Origin of the sequence: Bacillus sp. JFL15 (genome assembly GCF_001184225.1) — a bacterium.
GTDB classification, from domain to species: Bacteria; Bacillota; Bacilli; order Bacillales; family Bacillaceae; genus Bacillus; species Bacillus siamensis.
In genome coordinates this window covers 2286898-2310485 of sequence record NZ_KQ236689.1, presented here as the reverse complement: position 1 = coordinate 2310485, position 23588 = coordinate 2286898, and the positions used below count along the sequence as shown (strand labels likewise).

The 23588-nt window shown below is 43.2% G+C and carries 21 protein-coding genes and 1 pseudogene; 3 read left to right on the top strand and 19 right to left on the bottom strand.

Features of this window, described 5'->3' with window-relative positions; genetic code table 11:
• Window positions 1-2: 2 nt before the first annotated feature.
• From AD710_RS11555 to AD710_RS11500, 11 genes are all read right to left on the bottom strand, one after another.
• Window positions 3-1163, bottom strand: a complete 1161-nt coding sequence (locus AD710_RS11555) for a glycosyltransferase family 2 protein (protein ID WP_049628071.1) — start codon at window positions 1161-1163, stop codon at window positions 3-5.
• A gap of 27 nt (window positions 1164-1190) precedes the next feature.
• The gene (locus tag AD710_RS11550) at window positions 1191-2102 is read right to left on the bottom strand and encodes a putative nucleotide-diphospho-sugar transferase (RefSeq protein ID WP_049628070.1); all 912 of its coding nucleotides are present in this window, start codon (window positions 2100-2102) and stop codon (window positions 1191-1193) included.
• Between the two features lie 22 nt (window positions 2103-2124).
• Window positions 2125-3093, bottom strand: coding sequence for a GDP-mannose 4,6-dehydratase (locus AD710_RS11545; RefSeq protein WP_045927122.1), 969 nt, complete (start codon window positions 3091-3093; stop codon window positions 2125-2127).
• Between the two features lie 6 nt (window positions 3094-3099).
• A complete protein-coding gene (gene rfbF, locus AD710_RS11540; protein ID WP_049628069.1) occupies window positions 3100-3864 on the bottom strand; it encodes a glucose-1-phosphate cytidylyltransferase in 765 nt (254 codons plus the stop codon).
• Between the two features lie 218 nt (window positions 3865-4082).
• Window positions 4083-6011: a lipoteichoic acid synthase gene (locus tag AD710_RS11535; RefSeq protein ID WP_016936959.1), complete on the bottom strand. Its 1929-nt coding sequence runs from the start codon at window positions 6009-6011 to the stop codon at window positions 4083-4085.
• A gap of 464 nt (window positions 6012-6475) precedes the next feature.
• Window positions 6476-7288, bottom strand: a complete 813-nt coding sequence (locus tag AD710_RS11525; RefSeq protein WP_049628068.1) for a class I SAM-dependent methyltransferase — start codon at window positions 7286-7288, stop codon at window positions 6476-6478.
• A gap of 24 nt (window positions 7289-7312) precedes the next feature.
• Entirely contained in the window at window positions 7313-7987 is a 675-nt protein-coding gene (locus AD710_RS11520) for a CPBP family glutamic-type intramembrane protease (protein ID WP_231595052.1), read from the bottom strand.
• Window positions 7987-8796, bottom strand: coding sequence for a SagB/ThcOx family dehydrogenase (locus AD710_RS11515; RefSeq protein ID WP_049628066.1), 810 nt, complete (start codon window positions 8794-8796; stop codon window positions 7987-7989). The genes AD710_RS11520 and AD710_RS11515 overlap by 1 nt, the downstream gene beginning before the upstream one ends.
• Before the next feature lie 26 nt (window positions 8797-8822).
• The gene (locus tag AD710_RS11510; protein WP_049628065.1) at window positions 8823-10169 is read right to left on the bottom strand and encodes a YcaO-like family protein; all 1347 of its coding nucleotides are present in this window, start codon (window positions 10167-10169) and stop codon (window positions 8823-8825) included.
• A 2-nt stretch (window positions 10170-10171) separates the two neighbouring features.
• Entirely contained in the window at window positions 10172-11164 is a 993-nt protein-coding gene (locus AD710_RS11505; protein ID WP_049628064.1) for a TOMM precursor leader peptide-binding protein, read from the bottom strand.
• A gap of 12 nt (window positions 11165-11176) precedes the next feature.
• Complete coding sequence (locus AD710_RS11500) at window positions 11177-11881, bottom strand: Rossmann-fold NAD(P)-binding domain-containing protein (protein WP_049628063.1); 705 nt, start codon at window positions 11879-11881, stop codon at window positions 11177-11179.
• Window positions 11882-12843: 962 nt separating this feature from the next.
• Between AD710_RS11500 and pznA the strand changes: the two genes are divergently transcribed.
• Window positions 12844-12969 (top strand): TOMM peptide plantazolicin, encoded by a 126-nt coding sequence (pznA, locus tag AD710_RS19165; RefSeq protein WP_157662605.1) that lies wholly within the window; start codon window positions 12844-12846, stop codon window positions 12967-12969.
• A gap of 63 nt (window positions 12970-13032) precedes the next feature.
• Here pznA and AD710_RS11495 read toward each other — a convergent pair whose 3' ends face one another.
• From AD710_RS11495 to AD710_RS11470, 6 genes and pseudogenes are all read right to left on the bottom strand, one after another.
• Window positions 13033-13848 (bottom strand): pentapeptide repeat-containing protein, encoded by an 816-nt coding sequence (locus tag AD710_RS11495; protein WP_231595051.1) that lies wholly within the window; start codon window positions 13846-13848, stop codon window positions 13033-13035.
• Window positions 13811-14551 carry an ABC transporter permease gene (locus AD710_RS11490; RefSeq protein WP_049628061.1) on the bottom strand — a complete coding sequence of 247 codons (741 nt, stop codon included), beginning with the start codon at window positions 14549-14551 and terminating at the stop codon, window positions 13811-13813. Before AD710_RS11490 ends, AD710_RS11495 begins: the two co-directional genes overlap by 38 nt.
• Window positions 14552-14565: 14 nt before the next feature.
• Window positions 14566-15456, bottom strand: coding sequence for an ABC transporter ATP-binding protein (locus tag AD710_RS11485; protein ID WP_049628060.1), 891 nt, complete (start codon window positions 15454-15456; stop codon window positions 14566-14568).
• A complete protein-coding gene (locus AD710_RS11480; RefSeq protein ID WP_049628059.1) occupies window positions 15457-15768 on the bottom strand; it encodes a winged helix-turn-helix domain-containing protein in 312 nt (103 codons plus the stop codon). It abuts the gene before it with no gap.
• Window positions 15761-16354, bottom strand: a complete 594-nt coding sequence (locus AD710_RS11475) for a hypothetical protein (RefSeq protein ID WP_049628058.1) — start codon at window positions 16352-16354, stop codon at window positions 15761-15763. Before AD710_RS11475 ends, AD710_RS11480 begins: the two co-directional genes overlap by 8 nt.
• A gap of 258 nt (window positions 16355-16612) precedes the next feature.
• A pseudogene (locus AD710_RS11470) lies at window positions 16613-19767 on the bottom strand (bifunctional cytochrome P450/NADPH--P450 reductase).
• 160 nt (window positions 19768-19927) lie between these two features.
• Here AD710_RS11470 and AD710_RS11465 point away from each other — a divergent pair.
• Entirely contained in the window at window positions 19928-20998 is a 1071-nt protein-coding gene (locus AD710_RS11465; protein WP_049628057.1) for a DUF3900 domain-containing protein, read from the top strand.
• 36 nt (window positions 20999-21034) lie between these two features.
• Here the strand turns inward: AD710_RS11465 and AD710_RS11460 are convergent, their stop codons facing one another.
• A complete protein-coding gene (locus tag AD710_RS11460) occupies window positions 21035-22156 on the bottom strand; it encodes an FAD-dependent oxidoreductase (RefSeq protein ID WP_049628056.1) in 1122 nt (373 codons plus the stop codon).
• Between the two features lie 149 nt (window positions 22157-22305).
• Between AD710_RS11460 and AD710_RS11455 the strand changes: the two genes are divergently transcribed.
• On the top strand, window positions 22306-22818 hold the full coding sequence (locus AD710_RS11455) for a MarR family winged helix-turn-helix transcriptional regulator (RefSeq protein ID WP_049628055.1): 513 nt from the start codon (window positions 22306-22308) through the stop codon (window positions 22816-22818).
• Between the two features lie 36 nt (window positions 22819-22854).
• On the opposite strand, the gene AD710_RS11450 is transcribed toward AD710_RS11455, so the two are convergent.
• A complete protein-coding gene (locus AD710_RS11450) occupies window positions 22855-23499 on the bottom strand; it encodes a Bax inhibitor-1/YccA family protein (protein ID WP_049628054.1) in 645 nt (214 codons plus the stop codon).
• Between the last annotated feature and the right edge of the window lie 89 nt (window positions 23500-23588).

Below are 23588 nucleotides of genomic sequence, written 5' to 3'. Positions count from 1 at the left end.
ATTTATTTTAGATCCACATGCAGTAAATCAGCAAACAGCGCTTTGAACGCTCTTGCAAAGTGCGTAACGCCCAGCTTTTTTTCCGCTTTTGACAAAAGCTTTTGGGCCTCCGGCAGATGAAAGCTGTTCGCCGTGATACGCGGGCTTTTCGTCCTCCAGTCCGGGTCGAGGTTGCGGTCTTTAACCGCGTGCATCAGCTCAAGAAAGATGTACAGCAGGCTTTCATATTTCTCATAATCAAGCAGCACTTCGATGTCTGCCATAATGCTGTTGGTTAACTCCGCGTCAAACGGGCCGTTAAACGCGAGGTGCACGTCAAGCGAATGGATGTCATTGTACTTGTCGCACATGTACGCGATATTCGCCCTGATGTCATCAACGGAAGCACAGTTGCTCGGATGCTCCTGATGGACGCTCATGATATCGCGCCGCAGCTGAAACGACAAGCCCGACTGGTGAAGCCTGATGCCGAGATCATAATCTTCAAAACCGTATCTGACAATGCCCTCATCAAACAGACCGAGATCTGCCACGTGCTGCCGTTTGACTGATGAATTGTTCGTAATGAAAAATCGCCACGGCAGACGGTAGCCTTTCAAGTCGTCTCCGTATTTTTCCAAAATGCTTTTCAGCACACGTATAAAATCGGTATCTAAGTCAAAGCATTGGGCGAGAAAGCTTCCGTCTCTGATGGCACTTTCATCAAGAAGCGGCTCTTTATCGCCCGGCAGCTCTTCATACAGTTCGGCGAGCTTTTCCTTGTGCTCTTTTTCAAAACGGTCATAATAAAAGCTGTACAGCCGCTTCCAGAACATACCACATACGACAAGATCGTCCCGATTCTCATGAGCCTTGATATGCTTCGCCACCAAATCCTTTTCGGCAAGCATGTCACTGTCATGGAAAATCAAAATATCGCCTCTGGCATTGCGGACCGCCTGATTCCGGCCGTAAGCGATCCCTCTGTTTTCTTTAATTCTCACAAAAATCAGCGGAAAATTCGCGCTGAATGATTCGAGCATGGATAAGGTTCCGTCTTCTGAACCATTGTCAGCCACAATCACTTCGAACGGCTCTGTGCATTCCTGTTCATTCAGGGACAGCAGGCTGTTATAAAGCCGCTCTCTGGAATTATATGCGGGAACTATGACGCTTGCCTTCACTTTTGTTCACTTCCTGTATATAATCATTTATTTGTTATCATTCTCAGATGCAAAGCCGCTGAACTCCGGGCAGACGACGCTGACCGTCCCGATCACCTGCTTCAGAATGTCTTTGTAAAGCTGATGGACAAACGGCAGGTCGGTTCGGGTCTTCTCGTGAATCTGCCGAATGTCGCCGGCTGTGATGATCCGGTATCCGCTGAAATGATAGAAAATCAGCGGACTCCCGTCTTCGAGCACAAGACGCCCGTCCTTCCATGAAAATGTGTGCCGGCCGTAATTCCAATGGCCGATATTCACACCGGGCGTTGTAATGTCACACACATTAGGGAATAGATCAGACATGTAATCCAAGTAGCCCTGATCTCCGAATTTTCCTTCCCCCGGCGCATTTTTGCATTCTTCAAGGCAGCGTTCTTTCCACCATCTGAGACAATCTGTGCCGGCTCGGTCGTTTTTGAAGCTGAGAAAACCGGAATTATACCGGCCTAAAAGGCGCTGCAGCATGTCAATTTCCTTTTTTTTAAATGAGGGGATGACGATATCGCCCCGTGACAGAAGCACCGAACAATCCGGCTGATTTTCAAAAATCGGGCGCGGATCAGCGAAAAAAAACAAATCGGCATCAATGTACGTGACACGCTCTAAGTCCGGATGTCCGTCCAGCACGAATTCGAGAAATACCGGCTTCACCGTCCAGCAGTATTCGCTCTGGTCTCTCGTCCGCTTCAATTCAAGGAGCTCCTCATTTTCCAGTGCAGACACCGGAATCAGGGTGACATTATCCGGCTGCATTGCCTGAAGCACGTCATAGGTGTCTTGATCCATACACAAAGTAAAAATGGGGGCGTCCGCCTGAACCTCTTTCAATGAGCCGAATAAAGCGATGGCCTGATACAGCCTTCCTTTTGATAAAACTGTGCAATATGCGCTTGTCACGTCTTTATCACCTCTGTTTCTGTTACTTTTGAAAAAAGGCTTTATACCATTCGATCGTTTTTTCCAACCCTTCATCAATGGTATGCGCGGGTGTCCAGTTCAGAAGCTTTCTCGCCTTTTCCGCCGACAAATATTGATGCTTGATTTCGTGGCTCCCCTGGTTGAGCACTTTCGGCTTCAAGTCACTGTCCATGGCCTTAAGAATTTTTTCTACAAGTTCCAGCACCGTCAGCTGAATCTCATTGCTGAAGTTGAACGCTTCTCCCGCAAGATTGAGCTCCTCCATCTTTTCCGCCAGCAAAAGGTACGCCTCGACCGCATCCTCAATGTAAAAATAATCACGGATAAATGTGCCGTCGCTGCGGATTTCCGGCGCTTCACCGTTCAGCACGAGCTGAATCGTCTGCGGGATAATCCGGTTGAAATTCAAATCCCCGCCGCCGTACAAGTTGCCGCAGCGCGTAATACAAACCGGAAGGCCGTACGTATTAAAATATGTGTGGCTTATCAGATCGGCACAGCTTTTTGACACATCATACGGATGTTTGCCCTGAAGAGGCATGTTTTCATCATACGGCAGTGCCGGCTGGTCGCCGTACGCTTTATCACTGGAGGCGACGATCACCCGCTTGATGAGCGGATGCCGGCGGCACGCTTCAAGGATGTTCCATGTGCCGAGAATATTGGCTTCAAATGTGGAAATCGGATTGCGGTTTGCGACGCCGACGATCGCCTGTGCTGCTAAATGAAAGACCGTGTCGATTTCATATTCGCCCAGCGCCCGCTCAATCACATCCAGATCTTCAAGAGCGCCCTGCACGATATTCATTTGCTTCACTTGTTCTCCCTGATACAGATTAGATTTGGGCACAGTGTCACGGACAAGTCCTGTCACATTGGCCCCCTGATCGATCAGTTCCTTTACCAAGCAGCTTCCTAAAAGACCTGTACATCCCGTCACAAACACATTTTTATTTTTCCAGAAACTCAAACTTGATCACCATACCTTCCATACATGTTGTCCCCGGTCCCACATCTTGTTGATTTCCAGCAGGTTTTTATACGTATCGATCGCCGTCCAGAAACCGTAATGCCGATATACCGCCAATTCGCCGTCCTTCGCCAGCTCCTTCAGCGGTTCTTCTTCAAACATGACATCGCTGTCTTTCGGCAGATAATCAAATACCTTCGGGCTGAGCACGAAGAATCCGCCGTTGATGATGCCGTCACTCGAGGTTTTTTCAGAAAAGCTTTTCGCCATGCCGTCTTCGACCGTCAGCGTCCCGAATTGCGAGGTCTTTTCAATACCGGTGACGGTTGCCGCAGCCCCTTTTGATTGATGATAGCTGATCAGGTGAAACAGGTTGATGTTGGCCAGTCCGTCTCCGTATGTCATGAGAAAGGTTTCATCACCGATGATGTCCTTTGCCTGTAAAAGCCGCCCCGCTGTCTGCGTGTATTCCCCCGTGTCTAAAAAAGTGATTTTCCACGGCTCGGATTTTCCCAATATCCGCACTTCTCCGGTAGAGCTGTCAAGCGTCATACTGTGATTCTTCCAGTCATAATCTAAGAAATATTCCTTAATCATCTCTCCTTTGAAACCAAGAAGCAGGATAAATTCGTTCACGCCATAGTATTGATAGAGTTTCATAATATGCCATAGAATCGGTTTTCCGCCTATCATGGCGAGCGGTTTGGGACGTTCATTGGTGATTTCGCTCATTCTCGTTCCTTTTCCGCCGCAGAGAATGACTGCTTTCATCTCTACCCCTCTTCTCTGTGAATATTGGATTCGAAACCGCCCGTACAAGAGAAACCAACCGGATAATTTGTCCGATTCTCTATCACCGGTTTCAAAATCTACTCTAAGATATGAGAGATTGGCGCCCTTTGTGACCGAAAGCTCTCTCTTTTTTCAGATTGGTGAAGATACACACAAAAAAAGAGCCTCACGGACAACCATCCGTAAGGCTCTTTCTATTATTTATTATCCTCATTAAGCTTTTCTTTGCCGTAATGATATTTAGACGGATCAACCGGCGTAAAGTCGCTCAATTTGTGGAATCTGAGCAGGTCTTTGTACATCACGCTGTCAGACAGCTTCAGCTGCTCTGTGACTCTGGCTTTCAGATTTTTCGTTTCCTGATTGCCTTTCAGTTCTTTTCCTGTCTTCGTATCGTATACGACATTGGAGATAGAAGTATATTTCGGCGTGACGTAGTCTCCGTTACGGAACGTCACCGTATCATCATGGTCTTTCGAGAAGAGATCGGTACCGAAATTAATATATTTCTTAGAATCGATGCCTTCCAGGTGAAGGATCGTCGGCACAACGTCCATTTCACCGCCGAATGTATGGTTCACTCCGCCTTTTTTGCCAGGGATGTGAAGCATAAGCGGCACACGCTGGTTCTGCGCGTTTTGATAAGGCGTAATTTCTTTGCCGAGAATTTCTTTCATCGCGCGGTTATGGTTTTCAGAGATTCCGTAGTGGTCTCCGTAAATCATAATCACCGAGTTGTCATATAAACCGGATGACTTCAGATCTTTAAAGAACTGTTCAAGCGCTTCGTCGAGATAACGCGCCGTCTGGAAATAGTCATCTACAGTCGCATCGCCCGTTTTCGCTTTTTCGATCGTTGCGTCTTTTTCATCAAGCGTAAACGGATAATGGTTCGTCAGCGTGAGCAAATGCGCATAGAACGGCTGTTTCAGCGATTTAAGCTTCGGAATGGATTCTTTGAAGAACGGTTTATCCTTCAGTCCCATATTGACAAGGTTGTCATCAGACATATCGTATGTGCTGGCGTCAAAGAATTTGTCATAGCCGATATGTTTGTAAATCTGATCACGGTTCCAGAATGATTTGTAGTCACCGTGTAAAACGGCGCTTGTATAGCCTTCACTTTGGTCAAGGATGGCAGGAAGCGATTGATACGTATTTTCCCCTTTTGTCACAAAGGCTGACCCTTCAGGCAGTCCGAACAGGCTGTTATCCATCATCAGCTCGGCGTCAGATGTTTTACCTTGGCCTGTTTGGTGGAAAAAGTTATCAAAGTACGTCATGTCCTCACCGCCGCGGGCGAGTTTATTCAGGAACGGCGTGACTTCTTTTCCGTCAAGTTTGTAGTTGATTAAAAACGATTGGAAACTTTCCAAGTGAATCTTAATGATATTTTTGCCTTTGGCCTTGCCGAAATACTCGGCGTTCGGCTTCGCATAATGCGACGATGTGTAGTTCTCAACGCTCGTCAGGTCATCGCTGCTTGCATATGCCCGCTGCGTTTCCGTCTGCGCCGTCTGCACGCCGTCATAAATCGTGTAATTATAAAGACCTAAGTATTTTACAATGTAATTGCGGTCAAACGTTCTTGTCAGCAGCTCCGGGCGGTCCTCTTCGGCAATCGCCAAGTTAACAAAGAACAAAACAATACCCGTCACGATAATTAATGACGTATACCGTTTTTTCAGCTTGAATTCCTTCAGCTCACGTCTCCACACCAGAAGTGCGATTAAAATAATAATGTCAACAAAGTACAAAATATCATGGCCGGACATAATGCTGAAGATGCCGTCTCCCATATTTCCGACATTACCGGATTGCTTTAAGTTAGGGAATGTCAAGAAATCATCGAAGAATCGATAGAATAGGATATTTGCATACAAAATAAACGTCATGATGAAATCAATAATCACCATGATAATCGCTGATTTGCGGCCTTTCGCAAACAATGCCAGTCCTAAAAAGAAAATGGCGCTTGAGAACGGATTGATCACTAGCAGAAACTGCTGCGTCGGCCCCTTCACCCCAAGGTTGAATTCAGCATGATAGGCTAAATACGTTTTGGCCCAAAACAAAATAATAGCCAGTACAAAAAAACTAAGTCTGTAAGAAAATAATTTCTTCATGGCAACCTCTACTTTCCTAAACACTTTAAATCTGTATTCTTACTTTTTGCTTCAATTCCTGCTTTCCGAGCAAAACGAAAGCATCACACAGCCCCATAAACACACCATTTTAATAAACGATATATTTATCATTCGTGTCATGCCCATTGAACATCTTATCCCGCCAGCCATTAGACGCAGGATATCCGTTCTTCGTTTCACATTTTTTTCTGGCATTAAAAGGTACCGTTTCAAACCTGGTCTGAAAATAGGAGATACCAAATATAAGAATAACACAAACTACTTAAAAACGAAAAATGAATATCAAAGGCAGCCGCCCGACAGGCGGGCTGAAGTTATTGTATGCAAAGGGATTGAAAAACTTGAATATTTTTTTCCGCCGATGCAAAAAAGGACTGGATGTCTACAGTCCTTGCGCCGTCAAATTATTCCCTAGATCCTGACGTTATACAAAAATGCTTTCTTCACGTATACCTTTTGTTTTTTATAATCCACCCATGCAGCAGAGCTGGCATTTGTGACTGCTTAAACTGTTCTCCACCACCGGACCTTAACGCGTCTTGCAAATTTTTGTTTCTAATTAGCGAAAAAAATTGTGAACTGGTCTCATCAAACCCGCCAATAAAGGAATTACCCACATGAAATGACACCCCATGTTGTTCTTTGGTCACAACACGCAGCAGCTGTTTAAATTCTTCCAATGTTAAAGAAGCGCGATACTGATCTTTTAAATAGGCTTCTTCCTCACGAGACTGAGCTGTGTTAAGGCCCTGTCCCAAACTCCTTCTATCTAAGTCTACAATATAAATACATGATTGATCTGATAATAGATGGATGAGTGTATTTACAACATCAATAGGATTCTTAAAGAGTCCAAAACATAGATGTATGAATATGATGTCATACTTCTTAGACACATATTGCATAATATTTTCTGCATTTGAACATATAAAATCTGCATTAATACCGAGTTTTTTTGCTGAAGAAATTGCTTGGGCAGAGGAATCAATACCTGTCAGTTCGATCTCTTGAAACCGATTGTTCAAATATTTAATTACTTGCCCCTGTCCGCAACCAATATCTAATACAGAATACGGCTCTCTATTAAAATTACTGGAGTAAAACGACAGAAATGTTTCAATTGAAATACCTCTAATGGATGAGGTTTCCCTCTCATCATACTGAAAGCTCACTTTACTTTTCTCAGGGTGAGAAAACCATGTTTGTGCTTGAATTCTGTTGGCTTCTGACTCTCTGACAATTGTTTCAATTTCCATATAACTGTGACACCTCCAAAGAGTTTACCACTCTGTTTGAGACATTGTCGGCGAAGATGTATTTATTTTCTTTTTGCTGACAGGGCGAAAATACTGGATAGTTAAATTATGCACAATATGGAATGCAGCTGCTGATAAAAAATCAAATTGTGCAGCTATTACAGCTATTACAGTAAATACAGTCATATAGGGGACTGACTTTACACCACCAAGGGGAATATGGAGCAGTAAAAATCCTATCGAGCTAATACACGTACACAATAATACAGAATCAAAGAAGTGTAGTTTAAATAGAAAAGGAATACAAATTCTCCATATTAATTCCTCTGAAACCGCGCATAAGGGCAGGAAAATCAATGTATCAAGTTTATTTACTTTTCTTTTAACAAATACAACAGATTTGTTTTTCCCCTTCCAGATAACATAAGGAAAAAAGAAACCTAGGACACTAAATAATAAAACACAGTACGCATTATTGCTGTGTATTAAAAAAGAGTTATCATCTAATAAGAAGATGCTGCAACACATAATTCCACCAAAAACGGTGATAATATCATAACTGCGCTGCGGTGTTATAAGACGAGTCAGTTTATTTTCCTTAGTTCTATGCCTGATTTGATACATAACTGTTAGCTTTGAAACATAGGGACCCATCAAATGAATCAGGATCCCTATAAAGATGCAAGCCCTAAACTCCATCATGTTCCTGCAACTAAAGTATATATAGGAGCATCGTCTACTCCATTATGGCCACCAATAAGGTCCATGAGCTCATTATCTATAAACCCTCCGTATGGACGGCTGTGAATATTTTGGGCAGTGGCCAATAAAATCATATTCTGCATCAGATGACCTGCTTCAATAAATATAAATCGATACGAACGATGACCATATTTAAATCTTGATCTCCAAAAGCTAGCCGAAATGACTACAGCGAAAGAAAAGTCCTTTACAGCATCTTCTTGTAACATTATTCTTCCAAAATCCTCTTCAGAATATTTCCCTAGATGAACGAGACCCTTTCTATAAGGATCAAAGTGATATATACCTTTCTCCAAAGAAGCCACCTTATTGCTAACAACATACAGATCCAACGGATAAAGGGCTCCGCCAGAAGGAATAGGGCGTCTAGGACCCTCAGGACGCTCAATTAATCCATAACTACCCTGTAAAATGGTAGAAAGCTGTGCTAATGTTATGTCATTACCGTTAAACTGTTCGATACTTCTCCTACTTTGAATAACTTCATCTAGTGCAACATTTGTCTTCAACGGGGAAGGTAATGTAATTAATGGCAAGTCATCAAACCTTTTACCTGCATGAGTAGCGATCTTCTGTAATGTTGCAGATCTCATTAGACCTGCTACCCCTGGCGCGTCCCACGCCATGGAGTTTCGATAAACTTTCGAAGCTTCAAACCAGTTCTCAGAAGGATCATCAAATCTTAGTTTTTCATTGCCATAGACTACATCAACCAAATTAGTGGCATGCCTTTCAATCTCTTTCATTTCGTCAACCCCTTTCACCTTAATATTTATGGGAATGGATGAGGTACTGGATTAAGTGTTTCGATTGTAAACGGCTCTGGTACTAACCCTAAATCGTAAGAATGTCGTAATATGCGTTCTCCACCCAACATTCTGCCTCTGTAAAGGACATCTATAGGTTTAAACCCTGGAATGATGGACTTTACCACATAAGCTCCGGCATCTTTTATATCAGGACTTGTTAAGTCAAATGTAGCTACTTTAAAACCTTTTTCATACAAGTGATCATTTAAATTATTCCAAAGAACATCAGGTGAACTATCATCGAATGACTCAAATTGGTTAACATCAACTAAAGTGCTGTTACTTGTAAGGAAATCGGCTTCCTTGACGATATCGGTTCCTGCGTAAAGCTTGATATGATCCTCAAAGCTGTTGATATCCTTATTAAAATCTGCATTCACTAATGCGTTGCCTAAACGTTGTTCGGTCTTGACCCAAGTTCTTGTATACATTCCTTCAATTGCTGCCTTTTCACAAGCTCTTTCTATTGAATAAGAGGAGGCAGCTCCAATTGCAAAAGGGGCTAAATCTGTATGTGGGTTTCTGACAACTGCCAGCACAGAAGGAATGCCTGAAAATACAGACATATCAACTAAATGCAGTTGCAATGATGTAGGTTTAATATATCTTTCATAAAAACGTTTTAATCTCGGAGAAGAATTCACATCAATCTGAGGTAAGCTCAGCCTGTTATACCATGTAAGCATAAAAGCATCCCTTTCAACTGTTTCAAACAAACCAGATATGGCTGCTTCTTCAAAGGTAATTCCACAAGCAAGACCATTACTCGTAGCATGACCTATATTAGTGTCCCCAGGCCATTCCGTATGATTGGCGATATGGGTTAGTTGCCCCGGAGTCCATACTTCCTCATTTGTTTTAGCATATGTCCCTTTTCTCCACCACAACTTGGTATTTTCGTTCCAAACTTCATGAGGGAATATAGGATCATTGAATTGAGTTGGAGCGTACAATTCCCAATCTTTATATCCAATTAACCGTTTATTCTCCCTCTCTAATTCCTTTTGTGATCCAAAACATACAACATCGGAATCCAACGGCAGATATGCTGCACTATATCTTTCCACTGTTTCCCCAATAGCAGCTAGTCTTGCCGCAGCTGGATTATCCGATCCGCCTCCATTATAAGAATTAGAAGGGATTCCGAATAAAATTTCACTGTCCGTACCGTGAGCACCGTACGAGTGTCCCCAAACGTCATCCACATCGCGTAATTTCCGATACTCTTTTCTCACTATACCTACGTATGGATCAGCCAAACTATCAAGGACTTTCCATGAATCTTCTAATGTAGTCCATTTACTTACCATAATTATCTGGCCACCTCACCGTGATACCATACTTGAGGAAATCCTGTGTCAGCGGCAGGAGAACACTTTTGGCATCTCGGTACTCTATATACACGATGATTATCAACTGAAACTCCTCTGTCATCCAAATTGACAGTTAAAAAACCACCCGGAACAGCGCTTGGTGCATAATCTCTTAGTGTAATCCACTCTGTGACAAGATTATTCGCTATTCCTGCCTGTACCAAATTAACTGGATGATTATATACCGGTTGTTTCGCAACGTGGACTGGCTTGACCTTCAACAATTCTGAACGAAATACCTCATCTGAAAAGTTTGCTGACTTACGCAGGTTATAACAATGGAGACATGCAGACTTGTGCGGGATGAAAAATGGACCAATCCAAGCTGTCTGACCATCGTATGGAATAACACATAACCAAGGGACATGATCTTCTAATGACTGATCATTTACTTGCTCTAGCAGCGGGTCCAAATGCGAAGCTGCTACAGCAATACGTATCGAAGACTTCCTATTTTCCGGTTTTTCTTTCCAAACTATTTTTAACCCTGTTTCTTGCAAGCTATTAGCAAGGGTTCTTGCTAGGTTATTTTTCTTACTTGCTACTACTTCCACTATGCTTGTTTTTAATCTATGTAAGATCTGGTTGACTTCCACTTGTCCTCCTGCCCTCTCAAATGCCAGAAAAGCAGTCATGTCAAAATTAGAAGTTGATTGTATACACAATCCATTCGTCACCAGGAAATCGAAGACGTTTCTTAACTGATCTTTCTCGAGATTGAACCTTTGGTGCAGCTCTTCAATTGAGACTCCATTTTCACATACAAGATATTCTGAAATTGCCTCAAAGAATTCAACAATTCCTTCTCCATCAACTTTTGTAATGGATTGTGCTTTAAAGCTTAACAGGCTTCCTTCCAATTCTCCCAAAGTAATATGGGGAGCTAATTTGAACCTTACAGCCGTTTGAATGGATTGAGTTTGTTGAGACATGTATATTCCTCCTTAATTAATTTGTTTATGTTCAAATAATTGAGCTGCATTTGGCGGATGCCCAATTATCTGTTCCAGAATATTAGTAGATGGTTCTAGTCGGTCATCGGAAGATTGTATCTGATAGTCTACCAACCATTCTATTAAATCTAATGGCATGTTGTTTTGCATAAGCATACTGATCGCTTCTTCTTTATTTTTACATTGTAAATCTATCTGCATCGCTAAATCTTGTTCAAATATATCTTTGAGTCTTTCCATACTAATAACTTCCGCTCCGGTTAGGTCAAAGGCTTTCCCTGCGCGAACATTTACCTCTTTTTTTAGGATTAAGCATGCAGACGCAACATCTTGAGTGGAAATCCAATTTACGCCTATCGGTGAAAAAGCAGTGAGCAGTATTCCTGTGGCTGCTGCCCATCCTCTATACAACTCGATTCCGATATCCAAAGGAGATGTTCTGTATAAAATACTTTTTTTATATTTTTGTAGTAACTCTGTCTCCACGTAACCTAATTCATCATTCAAATTATATCTCCGGTTTGAAAGTATGATTGTTTCGGCATCCAAATCAAAAGAGTTAATGAAAGAATCCCTTTCGTACTTTATTGATCCGCCTAAATCTATAATTTGCAATGGATAATCATGAAGCTCAGCCGCCTTATCCTCCAATATTTTTTTCAGGGGTTCCCTGACTCCCATGTAGTGAATTTTCACGTCCAATACCTCCTAATCAATAATCCCACTCGATTTACTTCATAATTTGTCATCAGAAAGATAAGCATAAAAGTAAACATAATCAAATTAAACCTTAATATGGAATTTGGAGTTTTGATAATCCCCATGAAACAAATGCCTTAACAAAAAGTGGGTTGAACAATAGCAGTTGAGACAGTGTGGCAACAAATAAAAATCAGCATAAAAGATTAAGTTAGTTAGGATCAGAAGTTAAATACCATAATAATACAGTTTACAATCTCTTGAAAAATAAACAAAGGATGGTATCCTGAGAAAAACAAATAAGATAATACGTATTGCTTCTTCCTACTAGATCCCAGGGGCTGCCTGGTCATCTCTCTATGACAAAATAATACAGCGAGTTGCGAATACACAAAATATTATTAAATCAATTATTGATTTTGTAATACTATCTGAAGAAGTTTCTGAAGATTGCTGAGGTAATACCAGAATCATTACAGGGTTCAAAAAGCCCTGAGTAAATCTAAGCTTTTTTCTGAGCAGTTGGGCAGAATCCCTTTTGTCCAACAGACAAAGCTCCAATCCCCTTCCGAATTTTGACATTCCCTATTAAAGACTCCTCCCTAAAATCCCGATCAGCCTATGCAATTCGCCTGATCTGACTGGGCTTTAACTTCAAACAACATTTCCTTTTTCCTAACAAGTTGGGTTGTTCCACTTAAACAAAATAGTATTTATTCCCATAACCCTATTAAAACACATACTATCTTTCTGATCAAATATAAAATTTAGAATTATTATATTACAATTTTAACTAAATTTATACTAATTAAGCTTCTTAAACCATTCTGCTCATTATAAATTCATTATCTATGTCACAAAAAAATTCCATATTAAGGTTGACAATATTGTCCATATAAATCACAATATGGTGCATATCGATGAATTCTTTGTCGATAAATATGGAGGAGGTAAAAATTATGACTCAAATCAAAGTGCCAACCGCTCTTATCGCAAGTGTACACGGAGAAGGTCAACATCTATTCGAGCCAATGGCTGCACGCTGTACTTGTACCACAATCATCTCTAGTTCATCTACGTTCTAACCTCTAAGACAAATAGACCAATAAGATAATTCTTATTGGTCTATGCTTCTTTATCATTGAAATTCAAATTAATTCTACTGAATGTAATGAAGTCCCCTCTTCTTGCAGTACACGGTATGTTGTTTTATCCATTTTACCTCCTGTAATTTCAACATTTGCAATATCACAAGATTCAAATCGAATATTAATTAGATTACAGTTCGTAAAGGTTACTTTCTTTAGGTAACAGCTCTTAAAGAAGGTATGCAGGATGGAGGTGTCTGTAAAACTGACTTTTGGCAGGTGACAACCCGTATAAAGAATATGTTCAAGTTTACATGTGTCATATTTCGACTGGCTAAGATCACTTTTGTTGAATGTCGATTCTATGATGGCGGAGTCTTTACATGAGAATTTCTTGAAGTAGCAGTTTTTGAAGACAGAGTGTTCAACATTGATATTCTGAAGGAGTGCACTTTTAAAGTCACTAAGATAGTACTCGGCATTTACTGGCTCAAAATCTTCCGTTTTTTGTAAATTCTTATTTATAAACACCTTTTTCTTGAGTTTTAATACATTGGATTTATCTATATTTAGGTCACTGGTATCGACCGCCAAGCTTTTGGATTCTATTTCGCGTATAAGCAACTTCTCAATATCCAGCCTTGTCATACCCTCTGCTTCTAGGCTAATACTTCTATCATGAATCTTAGTTAAAAGCTCCGTTTTTTTTCTGCTCAGTAACGAATTTCTTTCGTACTTTTTAAATTGAGTCTCGACATACAGTTTTAGAGTTTCACTAATCATTTCCCACTCTCCTTTTGGTCCCAACTGCGTTTTAATGTCCCAATTCTTCAGCGGTCTAATTTCTCGCCATTTTAATGTAATATCTGTATCCAATTAGAGAAACTATAAATCCTAGTATTGTATAGCCCAGTACAACAAATGTCACCCATATTAGACTTTCTCCTCCCGATATCGTCGAGACCGATTGAATTAACCCCTGATGCGCCCAGTACTGCGGAAAGAGCATTCCAATGGTTTGAAGGTAGCTTGGTAATTGTTCGTAAGGGGTCCATAAACCACAAACAACAGCAGTACCTAATGCAATAACATTAGTCATGACCAAACCTGTATTTTCAGTCTTGGCAAAGACCGAAATAGCAACTCCCCAGGATGTAACCAGTAAAGATATCAACACAACAACCCACAGATACGCCAGAAAATTATTAATTTCAATACCATACAGAAATATTCCTAGAACAGAAAGGAGAAGAATTTGCATAAAAGTTATGACTAAAAAAGGGATACTTTTTCCTAAGAAGAAGTTATAAGGCTTTAAAGGAGTGCTTGCTAGTCTTGATACAATTCCTTTTTCCCGATCCTTTACAAAACTTATAACGATGGAGATAATAATGAATGTAGAAAAGAATACGCTCATACCGGTTACAGATTGTGAAGCTACTAAAGTTTTGTTTGTACTGTCTGTCGTAAATAGCTCAATCAGCAATATGATGGACACAATAGGTAATATGATCGTCCAAAAAAACAGAGACTTATCCTTTAACTGTTTTATCGTTTCAATTTGAGCGAGCGGTAACATTATAAATTCCCCCTTTATTCTTCATCACGCAAATCAGTGCCGGTAAGTTTAAAGAATACATCTTCTAATTTTGGCTTATATAAAAACAACTGATGAGGCACAATATTGTTTTCCTTACTGATCCTAATTAAGCGCTCCATGGTTTCTAAAGGTTCTTTGGTTTTTATTATCAGCCCTGAATTAACGACTGAAAACTCAAAACCATGGCTCTTTATTAATTCATGAGACAACGAGGAGTTAAACATAATAGATGATTCTTCATGTCGTTTAAGCAGTTCATTTATTTCTCCTTCATCGATAATTTGCCCCCTGTCGATAAAAGCTACATAGTCACAAAGAGTTTCAATCTCTTCCATGTAATGACTCACATAAATAATGGTTTTACCGGCTTTTTTGAGTCGATTTACGATTTTAAAAATGTAGCGGCGAGATTGCGGATCCACGCCTACCGTCGGCTCATCTAGAATAATTAAGTCTGGATCGTGCATTAATGCACACCCGATATTTAAACGGCGCTTCATTCCTCCAGAAAAGTTCTCCACAACGTCATTTGCCCTTTCTAACAACCCGATATCTTCTAACAGTTTTTTTGTTGTTTGCTTTAGTTTTAAGCCATTCAGCCCATGCACTTTTCCGAAAAACTCCATATTGGTCTTTGCAGTTAATTTTTCTTCAAGGCTGATATCCTGTGGAACATAACCCAGTCTGCCATTTTCATTGCCGACAAATTCAACCTTACCGTCATATTCCCGGATGATGCGCGAGATGATCTTAATTAAGGTAGATTTACCGGATCCGTTCGGTCCAACAAGTCCATAGCAGACTCCTTTCGGAATTGTTAAAGCCACATTGTCCAAAGCCAGAGTCGTGCCATAGCGCTTACTTATATGTTCAACTTGCAGCATTTACACCATTCCCCCACTGTTATTTATTTTAAATATGGATTCAATTGTATTAATGTACTCCTTGTAGGCTGCTTTCCCTTCTTGCGTAATCTGAACAATAGTCTTCGGCTTTTTGGAAACGAACTTCTTGGTTAGTTCTATATAAGCTGCATCCTCTAACTTTTTCAGATGCGAACCTAAATTACCATCTGTGATGTCTAATGACTTTTTCAGGAAAGTAAAATCACATTTATCATAAGTCATCAGTAAACTCATAATTCCCAATCGTACTTTTGCATGTATTAAATCATTGATATTGTTAACATTACTCATTTCCTTGCCCTTTTCTTTTCAAAATCATTCCTGTAAGTAATAGGCTGCCTCCGCCAATAAATGCAAAAACAATATTCATTGCATCAGGAAATAAGCAGAATGTAAGCATACCGAGTATGCTCAGCCAAAATCCCATAACAAAAATCTCTTTTGTTAACACGATGCCTAAAAATATGTACATAATAGACACCATTAAAACAATCAAAAACGATAGAAATTCTCCTGTTCGCGGCAATAACCCCATTAAAATCAGAAAAACAAAAATGCATACCACTAATATGAATCCAATCCATGCATATTTTAATTGATTCTTTAAGAAAGTGGGCATGGGATCAAATTGTTTCTGCTTAAGATATGTCTTCAAAGTCAGTATCCACCCTAATACTGCCAGTATTAACCAGACACAAGCAAGTACTACAGAAAGTACCTTAAATAAAGAAACGGAATACGCAATAATCCATATGCAGCCCCAAATAATGAAATATGGACTGGTTTGCCTTGAGTACTCAGTCTTGTAGTTCGTCAAGACTTTGATATGAGATAAGTTTTCAGCTATCTCTGATTCACGAAAATTCTGATTTGACATAAGACAGGCTCCTCTTTTCACAAAGTACTTTGTGAAACAGAGTATATTCTAATTCCATAAATTTGTAAAGGTGTTTCACCCGAAATAGACGCAACTATTTAATTTTAAACAGTAGATGGGACTCTTGGCGCTGATATCCTTCCATCACTGTGAGACATCCTTATCTTGTTATAAGATCTCACACCAAAGGATTGGAAAGCAATTCATTTTCTTGAAGGAAAAAGGACTGGAGTCATCCAGTCCTTTTCATCAAAGCGGTTAAATGCCGGCCCAGACATCTTTTGCGTAAATGCCCTTTGTTTGGAGATCCAAAAGCCATTCTTGCGCTTGCCGTGCATCTGTTTCGTGAACCGACTGATACGCTTTTTGCAGTGCTGCCTCTACATCAGGCGCCATTTTGCTTCCGTCGCCGCATACGTATAGATGCCCTCCCCGGTCAAGAATCGAAATTAAAGCTTTGGCATCCTCCGTCATGACGTGCTGCACATACGTTTTCGGCACGCCTTCTTTGCGTGAAAAAGCCGTATGAAGCGTCACGACTCCGTCTTTTTCATAACCTTCAAGCTCATCACGGTAAATAAAATCATAATCGTTTCTGCATCCGAAATACAGATGAGCTTCCCCCAGCTCTTTCCCTTCTCCTTTTAACGCCGCGCGTGCCTGCAGAAATCCGCGGAAGGGGGCGACTCCTGTGCCGGGACCGACCATAATAATCGGTTTTCCCGGGTCTTCGGGCAGCCGGAACCTTGTTTCCGGAGTGCGGACAAACATCACGATACCATCCTCAGGGCTGCGTTCCGCCAAATAATTCGAAGCGACTCCGCGATACTCCCCCAAACCGCTCCGGGCGGGGCCGCGAACGACGCCGACGGTAATTGAAGCCCGCCCGGGATGTTTCCTCGGTGAACTGGAAATCGAATAATAACGCGGCTTCAGCGGACGCAAAAGCTCCAGAAATCGCTCAAACGGCAGTTCACACGCTTCATATTTTTCAAGGAGATCGAGCATTGAGACGCGCAATGTTAAGATTTGCTCCTGATAGACGCCCTCTCCGAGTAAATCTTCCAATTCCCGTTTGTGCGGCGGGCAGACCGTATAAGCGGCCATTTCCCGGATTTGCGCCCTTGATGCCGCTTCCTGCAATTCGACACAGCTGCTCAGAAGATCGTGCAGCCTGACCGGCCGATCGAGCGGGAGATGAGCCGCGCTCTGTCCGCTGGCCGTCAGCAGCACTTGGTCGTTCCCGTTCAGATTATACCGGCGGAGAACACGGCCGACCTGCTCTTTGCTGTTTACAGGCAGAACGCCGAGATGATCCCCCTCATTGTAAGCAGCCTCTTTCGGCAGAATGATTTCAATATGCCTTGTGCTCCGGCCGCTTTCCGGCGCCTGAAGCTCCCTGTTTTCCGCAACGGAGGCGTAAACCGCTTCATACGTCTGTGCCAAAGGGGAGCCGCCAAGCCCGCTCACAAATTGAAGGCCCAGCGTACTTCGCTCTTTTTCGGCATTTTCATTCAGCTTGAGATCGAACGCTTTCATGGCGTCCGCCCACATCCTTTTTTTCCATTCATCAAGCTGTCCTTCAAAATCGCCGCTGACATCTCCTTCGCCGCGGGCAGAAAAGCGTTCCGCCCCTTTTTCGGCGAGTTTTTCATCAATCAGTCTCGGAACGGCCTGATATGTCGCCGCCCAGTTATGGTCACCGCAGCCGAAGACGGCATATCGGACGCCTTTCAGTTCCCCGGGTTTGACTTCTTCAAGCCATTGCACGAATTGCCCCGCGTTGCTCGGAGGCTTTCCGTTATAAGAGGACGTAATGATCAAAAGCGCTCCTTCTTTCGGCAGTTTTCCGATCCGGTCATTTAAGGGCTCTGTTTCAGTACGGACGCCGTGCATCCCGGCAGTATCGGCAAGCTCCCGCGCCACGCCTTCTGCAGTTCCCGTATCTGAGCCGTACAGAATCAGAAGCGGACGGTTATCAAGTCCGATAATGGAAGCGCCTTTTGTCTCCTGTTTTTCTTTTTTGACGCCTTCTGCCGCTTTTTCAGCCGCCGGGAGAGCAGCCGAATATGAAAATCGCCGGGCTTGAGCGTTAATGTTTGTTTAATATCGAGCTCATAATCGGTGTGGTCTGTAAAGGTAAAATGCTGAAGAATCATACCCAGAACAAGAGTTGCTTCGTGCAGGGCGAACTGCATACCGATACACGCCCTCTGACCGTTTCCGAACGGCTTGTACGCATGGTGGGGCACTTGATCCGGATGTTCAAACCGCTCCGGATAAAATTCCTCCGCATTGTCTCCCCACGCCTCTTTATCACGGTGAAGCTGAGGAATTAAGACGGAAATTCTGTCTTTTGCCGTGATCGGATATTTCCCGCCGATCACCGTATCCTCTTTCGCATAAAGACTGAACGCAGGCGCGGTCGGCCATAAGCGCAATGACTCCTGCAAAATCATCCGAATATAAGTAAGATCCAGCACTTGTTTATATGAAGGAACGGGATCGGTCAATACCCGATCGGCTTCCTCATAGGCTTTTTCCAAAACACGGGGATGCTTCAGCAGAAAGTAGATGGCAAAGGAAAGCAGGCCGCTTGTCGTTTCATGGCCGGCAATTAAAAACGTGATGATTTGAAACCGGATATTTTCATCGTCTAGTTTTTCGCCTGTTTCCGGGTCTTCCACATTCAGCATTCTGGCCAGCAGATCCTTTTCATCCCGGCCGCCGTCTGACTTACGCTCTGCGATAATACTGTCTACTAACGAAAACATTGCCTGAATGTCATGATGAAATTGGCGCTTCGTCCTGATCATGAGCTTATCCTGAACATCAAGGCGCTGCATTTGGTGCATCGCTTCATCAAGGGCGCGCACCATGCTGTTGATAAACGGATGAGGCGTTTCCCTGTAATAGCTGTTAAACCGATAGTTAAAGCCGCACAGCCCGATCGTATCGAGTGTCAGCCGGGTCATATCGGCAGGCACATCAACGGGCTCATCCGGGTTCAGCCTTGCCCATTTTTGAATCAGCTGCACCGCAATATCCGTCATCATCGCATGATAATCTTTCATCGCGCGCTGGCTGAAGGTCGGCATCAGAATATTATGCGCCTTTCGCCAGTTGGGCTCATGCGTCCAGCTTGTAAACAGCCCGTCACCGGCAAACGCGCGGACTTTCTCCAAAGCCCCTTCAATGCTTTTATCGAACCGCTCTTCATCACAAACCTCTTTCACCAGTTCATGGCCGGACACGACGATAATCGTACCCGCCGGCGTATGCAGCCGAAAAATAGGCCCCTGCTCATTTGCCAGTTTGAGAAGCGACATGGTGGGCTTGTCTTTATCAAGCAAAGGAAGATTTCCGAGCGGGCCGAACGTCTTCGGCTGCGGAATCGGACTTGTTTCCTTCATGAATAACACCCTTTCTTAAACGGAATGCGTTTCTTCCAACTACAGTGCCCTTTTCACCCGCTGATTATCCGCCAGGGCGTGCAATCCTCATTGACGATCATTAACGGTTTTTTCTATACTGGAGAGGCTTGTCAAATACAGAAATAAGGTGAGTTCATATATGGATTTTGAAATCAAGTTTTTATCGTTTTATGTCATTCAAGTGGAAGGAAAAGACGAACAGGCAAACAAACAGTTCAAACATTTCCAGACGCTTGATACGGAAGAATTTGAAGAAAGCGAGCTGAAGGATTTCCTGGACGGGGAATTGAAGAAAATCGTCAAACGGAAAGCCGAACGGCATCCGCAATCCGAGCAGGTCCCCACAAAAATCGGCCATTTTATCACGGAGCCGGGTCATGAGCTTGATTCAAATCCGAATTACAACCTTTTCAACCGTGCCAGACTTGCGGATACGAAGGATGCATTTATCGAAGCAAGCGAGCAGTTCGTCCGCACTTATCTGGACACGAGTGCCGTTCGCGGCGGTGTTTTTATCGTGGCATCGGCTGTGCCGCGTAAATATTTTGAGGACAAGTTCGTCTTTATGATGAAATGCGATTTCGAGCCGAAGGTCGCCCGGATTTCAGACGCCTCATCTCTCATTAAAAAGGTCGAAATGGCCATCACGACAAAAAACATGAAAAGCATTCAATATCCGTATATGCCGGAAGAAGGCATGACGGAAGAGCACGAGCTGAAAATCCACCAAGCCTCGCATGCCCGTTATTTTGAGGACTTTCTCAAATTTGTCGAATACGGCGAATCGATGCCGGAAATCATGAAAAACCAAGTCATGAATATGGTGCAGGAGCACGTGTATGAAACCTTTGAAGAAAACAGCGAAGAGCTTCAGCAGTTTGAGCATGACATTGAAATTTGGGAAGCGAGTGAAAAGCGGGAAATTCAGGAACGCCTCGACACCCATCAAGTCATCGAGGCATCTGCCCAGATCATTGAACATACGCCGGAAGCCGAGCTGAAAATGAAAGTCGGAGAAACAGAGATTAAAGGATTGCTGGCCGATTTCGGCGAAACCATCCATCTCGCAAAAGTAAACGGGCGCTATGTCGCGCTCATTGAGGCGGAGACGATCTCGTTTGAAAAAGGCAGTTCGCCGGTGGAGTTTCACAAGCCTGAGGGGCTGCATGAGGTGATTGAGCGGATACGGAATAAATCTGAACAAGACTGACAAAAGTCCAGACGCCATGTTCTGGACTTTCTTTATTTAATAAGGCTCTTTGAGCAATCGATGGCATTCACCGATGATGTCTTGGATGCCGGGCGTTCCCTTTATCTCGCGGCGGACGATTTCAGATGAGAGATTCTGCACCCGTAAAGCCCGCTCCGCCCGTCGTTCGAAGTATGCTTGACATGCAGTTTCATGGTTTTTGTGCTTTTGCAGTTCTTCACTAAGCACGATTGCGTCTTCAATCGCCATCGCCGCGCCCTGCGCCAATGTCGGTGCTCCTGCATGGACGGCATCCCCGCCGAGAACGACGCGGCCTCTGTGCCACGGCTCTTTGACCGCCATCTGCTCAACCTTATGAAACAAAACGGGATATTCCTTTGACATATTTTCTGTCACAAACTTCACTCCCGGAAATCCGCGCAGCAAGTCTTTCACCCGTTCAAAACGCGTGTCCTCGTCATCCCTGAAGTCAGCGTCATACGGCCGGATGATAAATACGTATCCTGTTTTTTCGGACAGCGGCACGACCCCGACCTGTGTCTGCCCTTTTTTATACATCAGTGTCGAATCATGAAATATCGGCTCGGGAAAAGAGATGTAAAATCTGTGCGCCCCCATGCCGAGATACTCCGTTTCCACTTCTCTTTGCAGCATTTGATCGCGGACAGCAGAGCGGATTCCGTCAAAACCGGCGAGAATGTCAGCCGTCATCGCGGTTCCGTCTGCGAAATGCACCGTTATTTCATCTGCTGTTTCTTCGTAAGATACGACTCTTTTCCCCAGCAGCATCGTAACCCCCGCCGCTTCAGCATGCTTTCTGAGGACATCATTTAAGGTTTGCCGAAGTATATTATTCCTCCCAGGCAATGAATCATCTAAAAACGCCTCACTCACTTTAAACCGCAGCGTTCCGTTTTCATCATGCTGCTTCAGCCATTCCGTTTGAAAGCCGTGTTGGCAGCATTCTTCATACACCCCGATTTCCCTCAGCACCCGCAGCGCATTTTGAGGCTGGAGAATGCCCGCTCCGCTTTTTCGCATGTCGGACGCCGCCTCGCAAAGGGTCACTTCAAAACCCGCTCTTCCGAGAGAAATCGCTGCAGACATGCCGCCGATCCCTCCGCCCGCTATGATGATCTTCTTCACTTCATGGTTCATCACGTTACCGCCTTCTCTATTTATTTACCACTCATTAACTATTAGCCACCTTACTATATGGGCTGAAAAACTGTCAATCTTTATAAGTTGCCTTTTGAACCCGGCAAGCTTATACTTTGAATCACAAAAATGTACGGAGGCTTACAAAAATGGAATTGAGAGATTTGCCGGATTACTCGCAGATTGCCGGACACGCTGAGATTTACGCCGATATGGATGCTGACTCATTGAAAACATTTTTGACTTTATTTGATATGGCGAAAAAAATGAATCATGTCATGGAGCATTATTTCTCAAGTCACGGATTGTCAGAAGGCAAATTCAAAATTTTAATGTTTCTGTTTGACGCACCTGGCCACAGCCTGAGTCCGACGGAGCTGGCGAAAAAATCCAACGTCACCAAAGCGACCATCACCGGATTGATCGACGGACTCGCACGGGACGGCTTTGTAAACCGCAGCCGGCATACCGGCGACAGACGAAAAATCAGTATCGAGCTCACAAAGGAAGGAAAAGAAAAGCTGATGCTGTTCCTCCCCAGCCACTTTTCTAAAATTTCAGGTGTCATGGAAAACTTCACCGCTGAAGAAAAAGCGGCCTTCACAAAAATGCTTGAAGTTTTATTTGATAAGATTCTGCTGTTTTCCGGCGGCAGAACATAAAAGGCGCCCCTTTAGCAGGGCGCCTTTTTCGCGCGGTTAATCATCACTGTTTAAAATCCCGAAAAACCGAAGCAGGTTGATAAACAGGTTGATAAAGTCGATATAAAGCGTCAATGCCATCAAAGGAATCAGATCCGCCGTGATGTCACGGTGTTTGATCTGGTTCAGGTCGTATAAGATGTACATTGAAAACACAATCGTTCCGATGACGGAATACGCCATCATGGCGGCGGAATTCAGCGGGCTGAAAATATTAAAGATCCCCACCGTGAGAAGCGCGATAACAGCGACAAGCAAGAAGGACCATAAAAACGACAAGTCCTTTTTCGTCTTAGCGCCGATCGTGCCGAGCACCGCAAAAATCACAAACGAAGAGCCGAATGCCTCCAATACGACATAGGCGCCCGCTGCGGACGCATAATGGCTGATAATCGGAAACAGCGTCATTCCGGAAATAAAAGCGAATGAAAACACAAACGCATATCCGACGGCTTTTTTTCGGCGCAGCCAAAACGCCGCGAAGATCATGACGACCTCTAAGATCGAAAGCGGCAGCATCAATGCCGGCGGAATGAACTGGCCGGTATACAGACCGATTGTCGCAACTAACAGCGTAAACACAAATACCGTTATAATGCGCTGCATAATAGATTGTTTGCTCTCATAAGCAGCAGTTTGCATGTCAAAAGTCCTCCCAAAAAATGATCGTGATAGGTCTATTATAAATAAAATGGGAGAAATTTGCATGATTTTAAGAAGATTTTAAGGAT

Excerpts from the sequence above, each read along its gene's own strand:
- AD710_RS11505 (WP_049628064.1), bottom strand. The coding sequence starts at position 11,164 with ATGTCTCAACAAACTCAATCCATTCAAACGGCTGTAAGGTTCAAATTA.
- AD710_RS11480 (WP_049628059.1), bottom strand. The coding sequence starts at position 15,768 with ATGAGTAATGTTAACAATATCAATGATTTAATACATGCAAAAGTACGA.
- pznA (WP_157662605.1), top strand. The coding sequence starts at position 12,844 with ATGACTCAAATCAAAGTGCCAACCGCTCTTATCGCAAGTGTACACGGA.
- AD710_RS11525 (WP_049628068.1), bottom strand. The coding sequence starts at position 7,288 with ATGGAAATTGAAACAATTGTCAGAGAGTCAGAAGCCAACAGAATTCAA.
- AD710_RS11510 (WP_049628065.1), bottom strand. The coding sequence starts at position 10,169 with ATGGTAAGTAAATGGACTACATTAGAAGATTCATGGAAAGTCCTTGAT.
- AD710_RS11520 (WP_231595052.1), bottom strand. The coding sequence starts at position 7,987 with ATGGAGTTTAGGGCTTGCATCTTTATAGGGATCCTGATTCATTTGATG.
- AD710_RS11455 (WP_049628055.1), top strand. The coding sequence starts at position 22,306 with ATGGAATTGAGAGATTTGCCGGATTACTCGCAGATTGCCGGACACGCT.
- AD710_RS11465 (WP_049628057.1), top strand. The coding sequence starts at position 19,928 with ATGGATTTTGAAATCAAGTTTTTATCGTTTTATGTCATTCAAGTGGAA.
- AD710_RS11460 (WP_049628056.1), bottom strand. The coding sequence starts at position 22,156 with ATGAACCATGAAGTGAAGAAGATCATCATAGCGGGCGGAGGGATCGGC.
- AD710_RS11485 (WP_049628060.1), bottom strand. The coding sequence starts at position 15,456 with ATGCTGCAAGTTGAACATATAAGTAAGCGCTATGGCACGACTCTGGCT.
- AD710_RS11475 (WP_049628058.1), bottom strand. The coding sequence starts at position 16,354 with ATGTCAAATCAGAATTTTCGTGAATCAGAGATAGCTGAAAACTTATCT.
- AD710_RS11515 (WP_049628066.1), bottom strand. The coding sequence starts at position 8,796 with ATGAAAGAGATTGAAAGGCATGCCACTAATTTGGTTGATGTAGTCTAT.
- AD710_RS11450 (WP_049628054.1), bottom strand. The coding sequence starts at position 23,499 with ATGCAAACTGCTGCTTATGAGAGCAAACAATCTATTATGCAGCGCATT.
- AD710_RS11535 (WP_016936959.1), bottom strand. The coding sequence starts at position 6,011 with ATGAAGAAATTATTTTCTTACAGACTTAGTTTTTTTGTACTGGCTATT.
- rfbF (WP_049628069.1), bottom strand. The coding sequence starts at position 3,864 with ATGAAAGCAGTCATTCTCTGCGGCGGAAAAGGAACGAGAATGAGCGAA.
- AD710_RS11490 (WP_049628061.1), bottom strand. The coding sequence starts at position 14,551 with ATGTTACCGCTCGCTCAAATTGAAACGATAAAACAGTTAAAGGATAAG.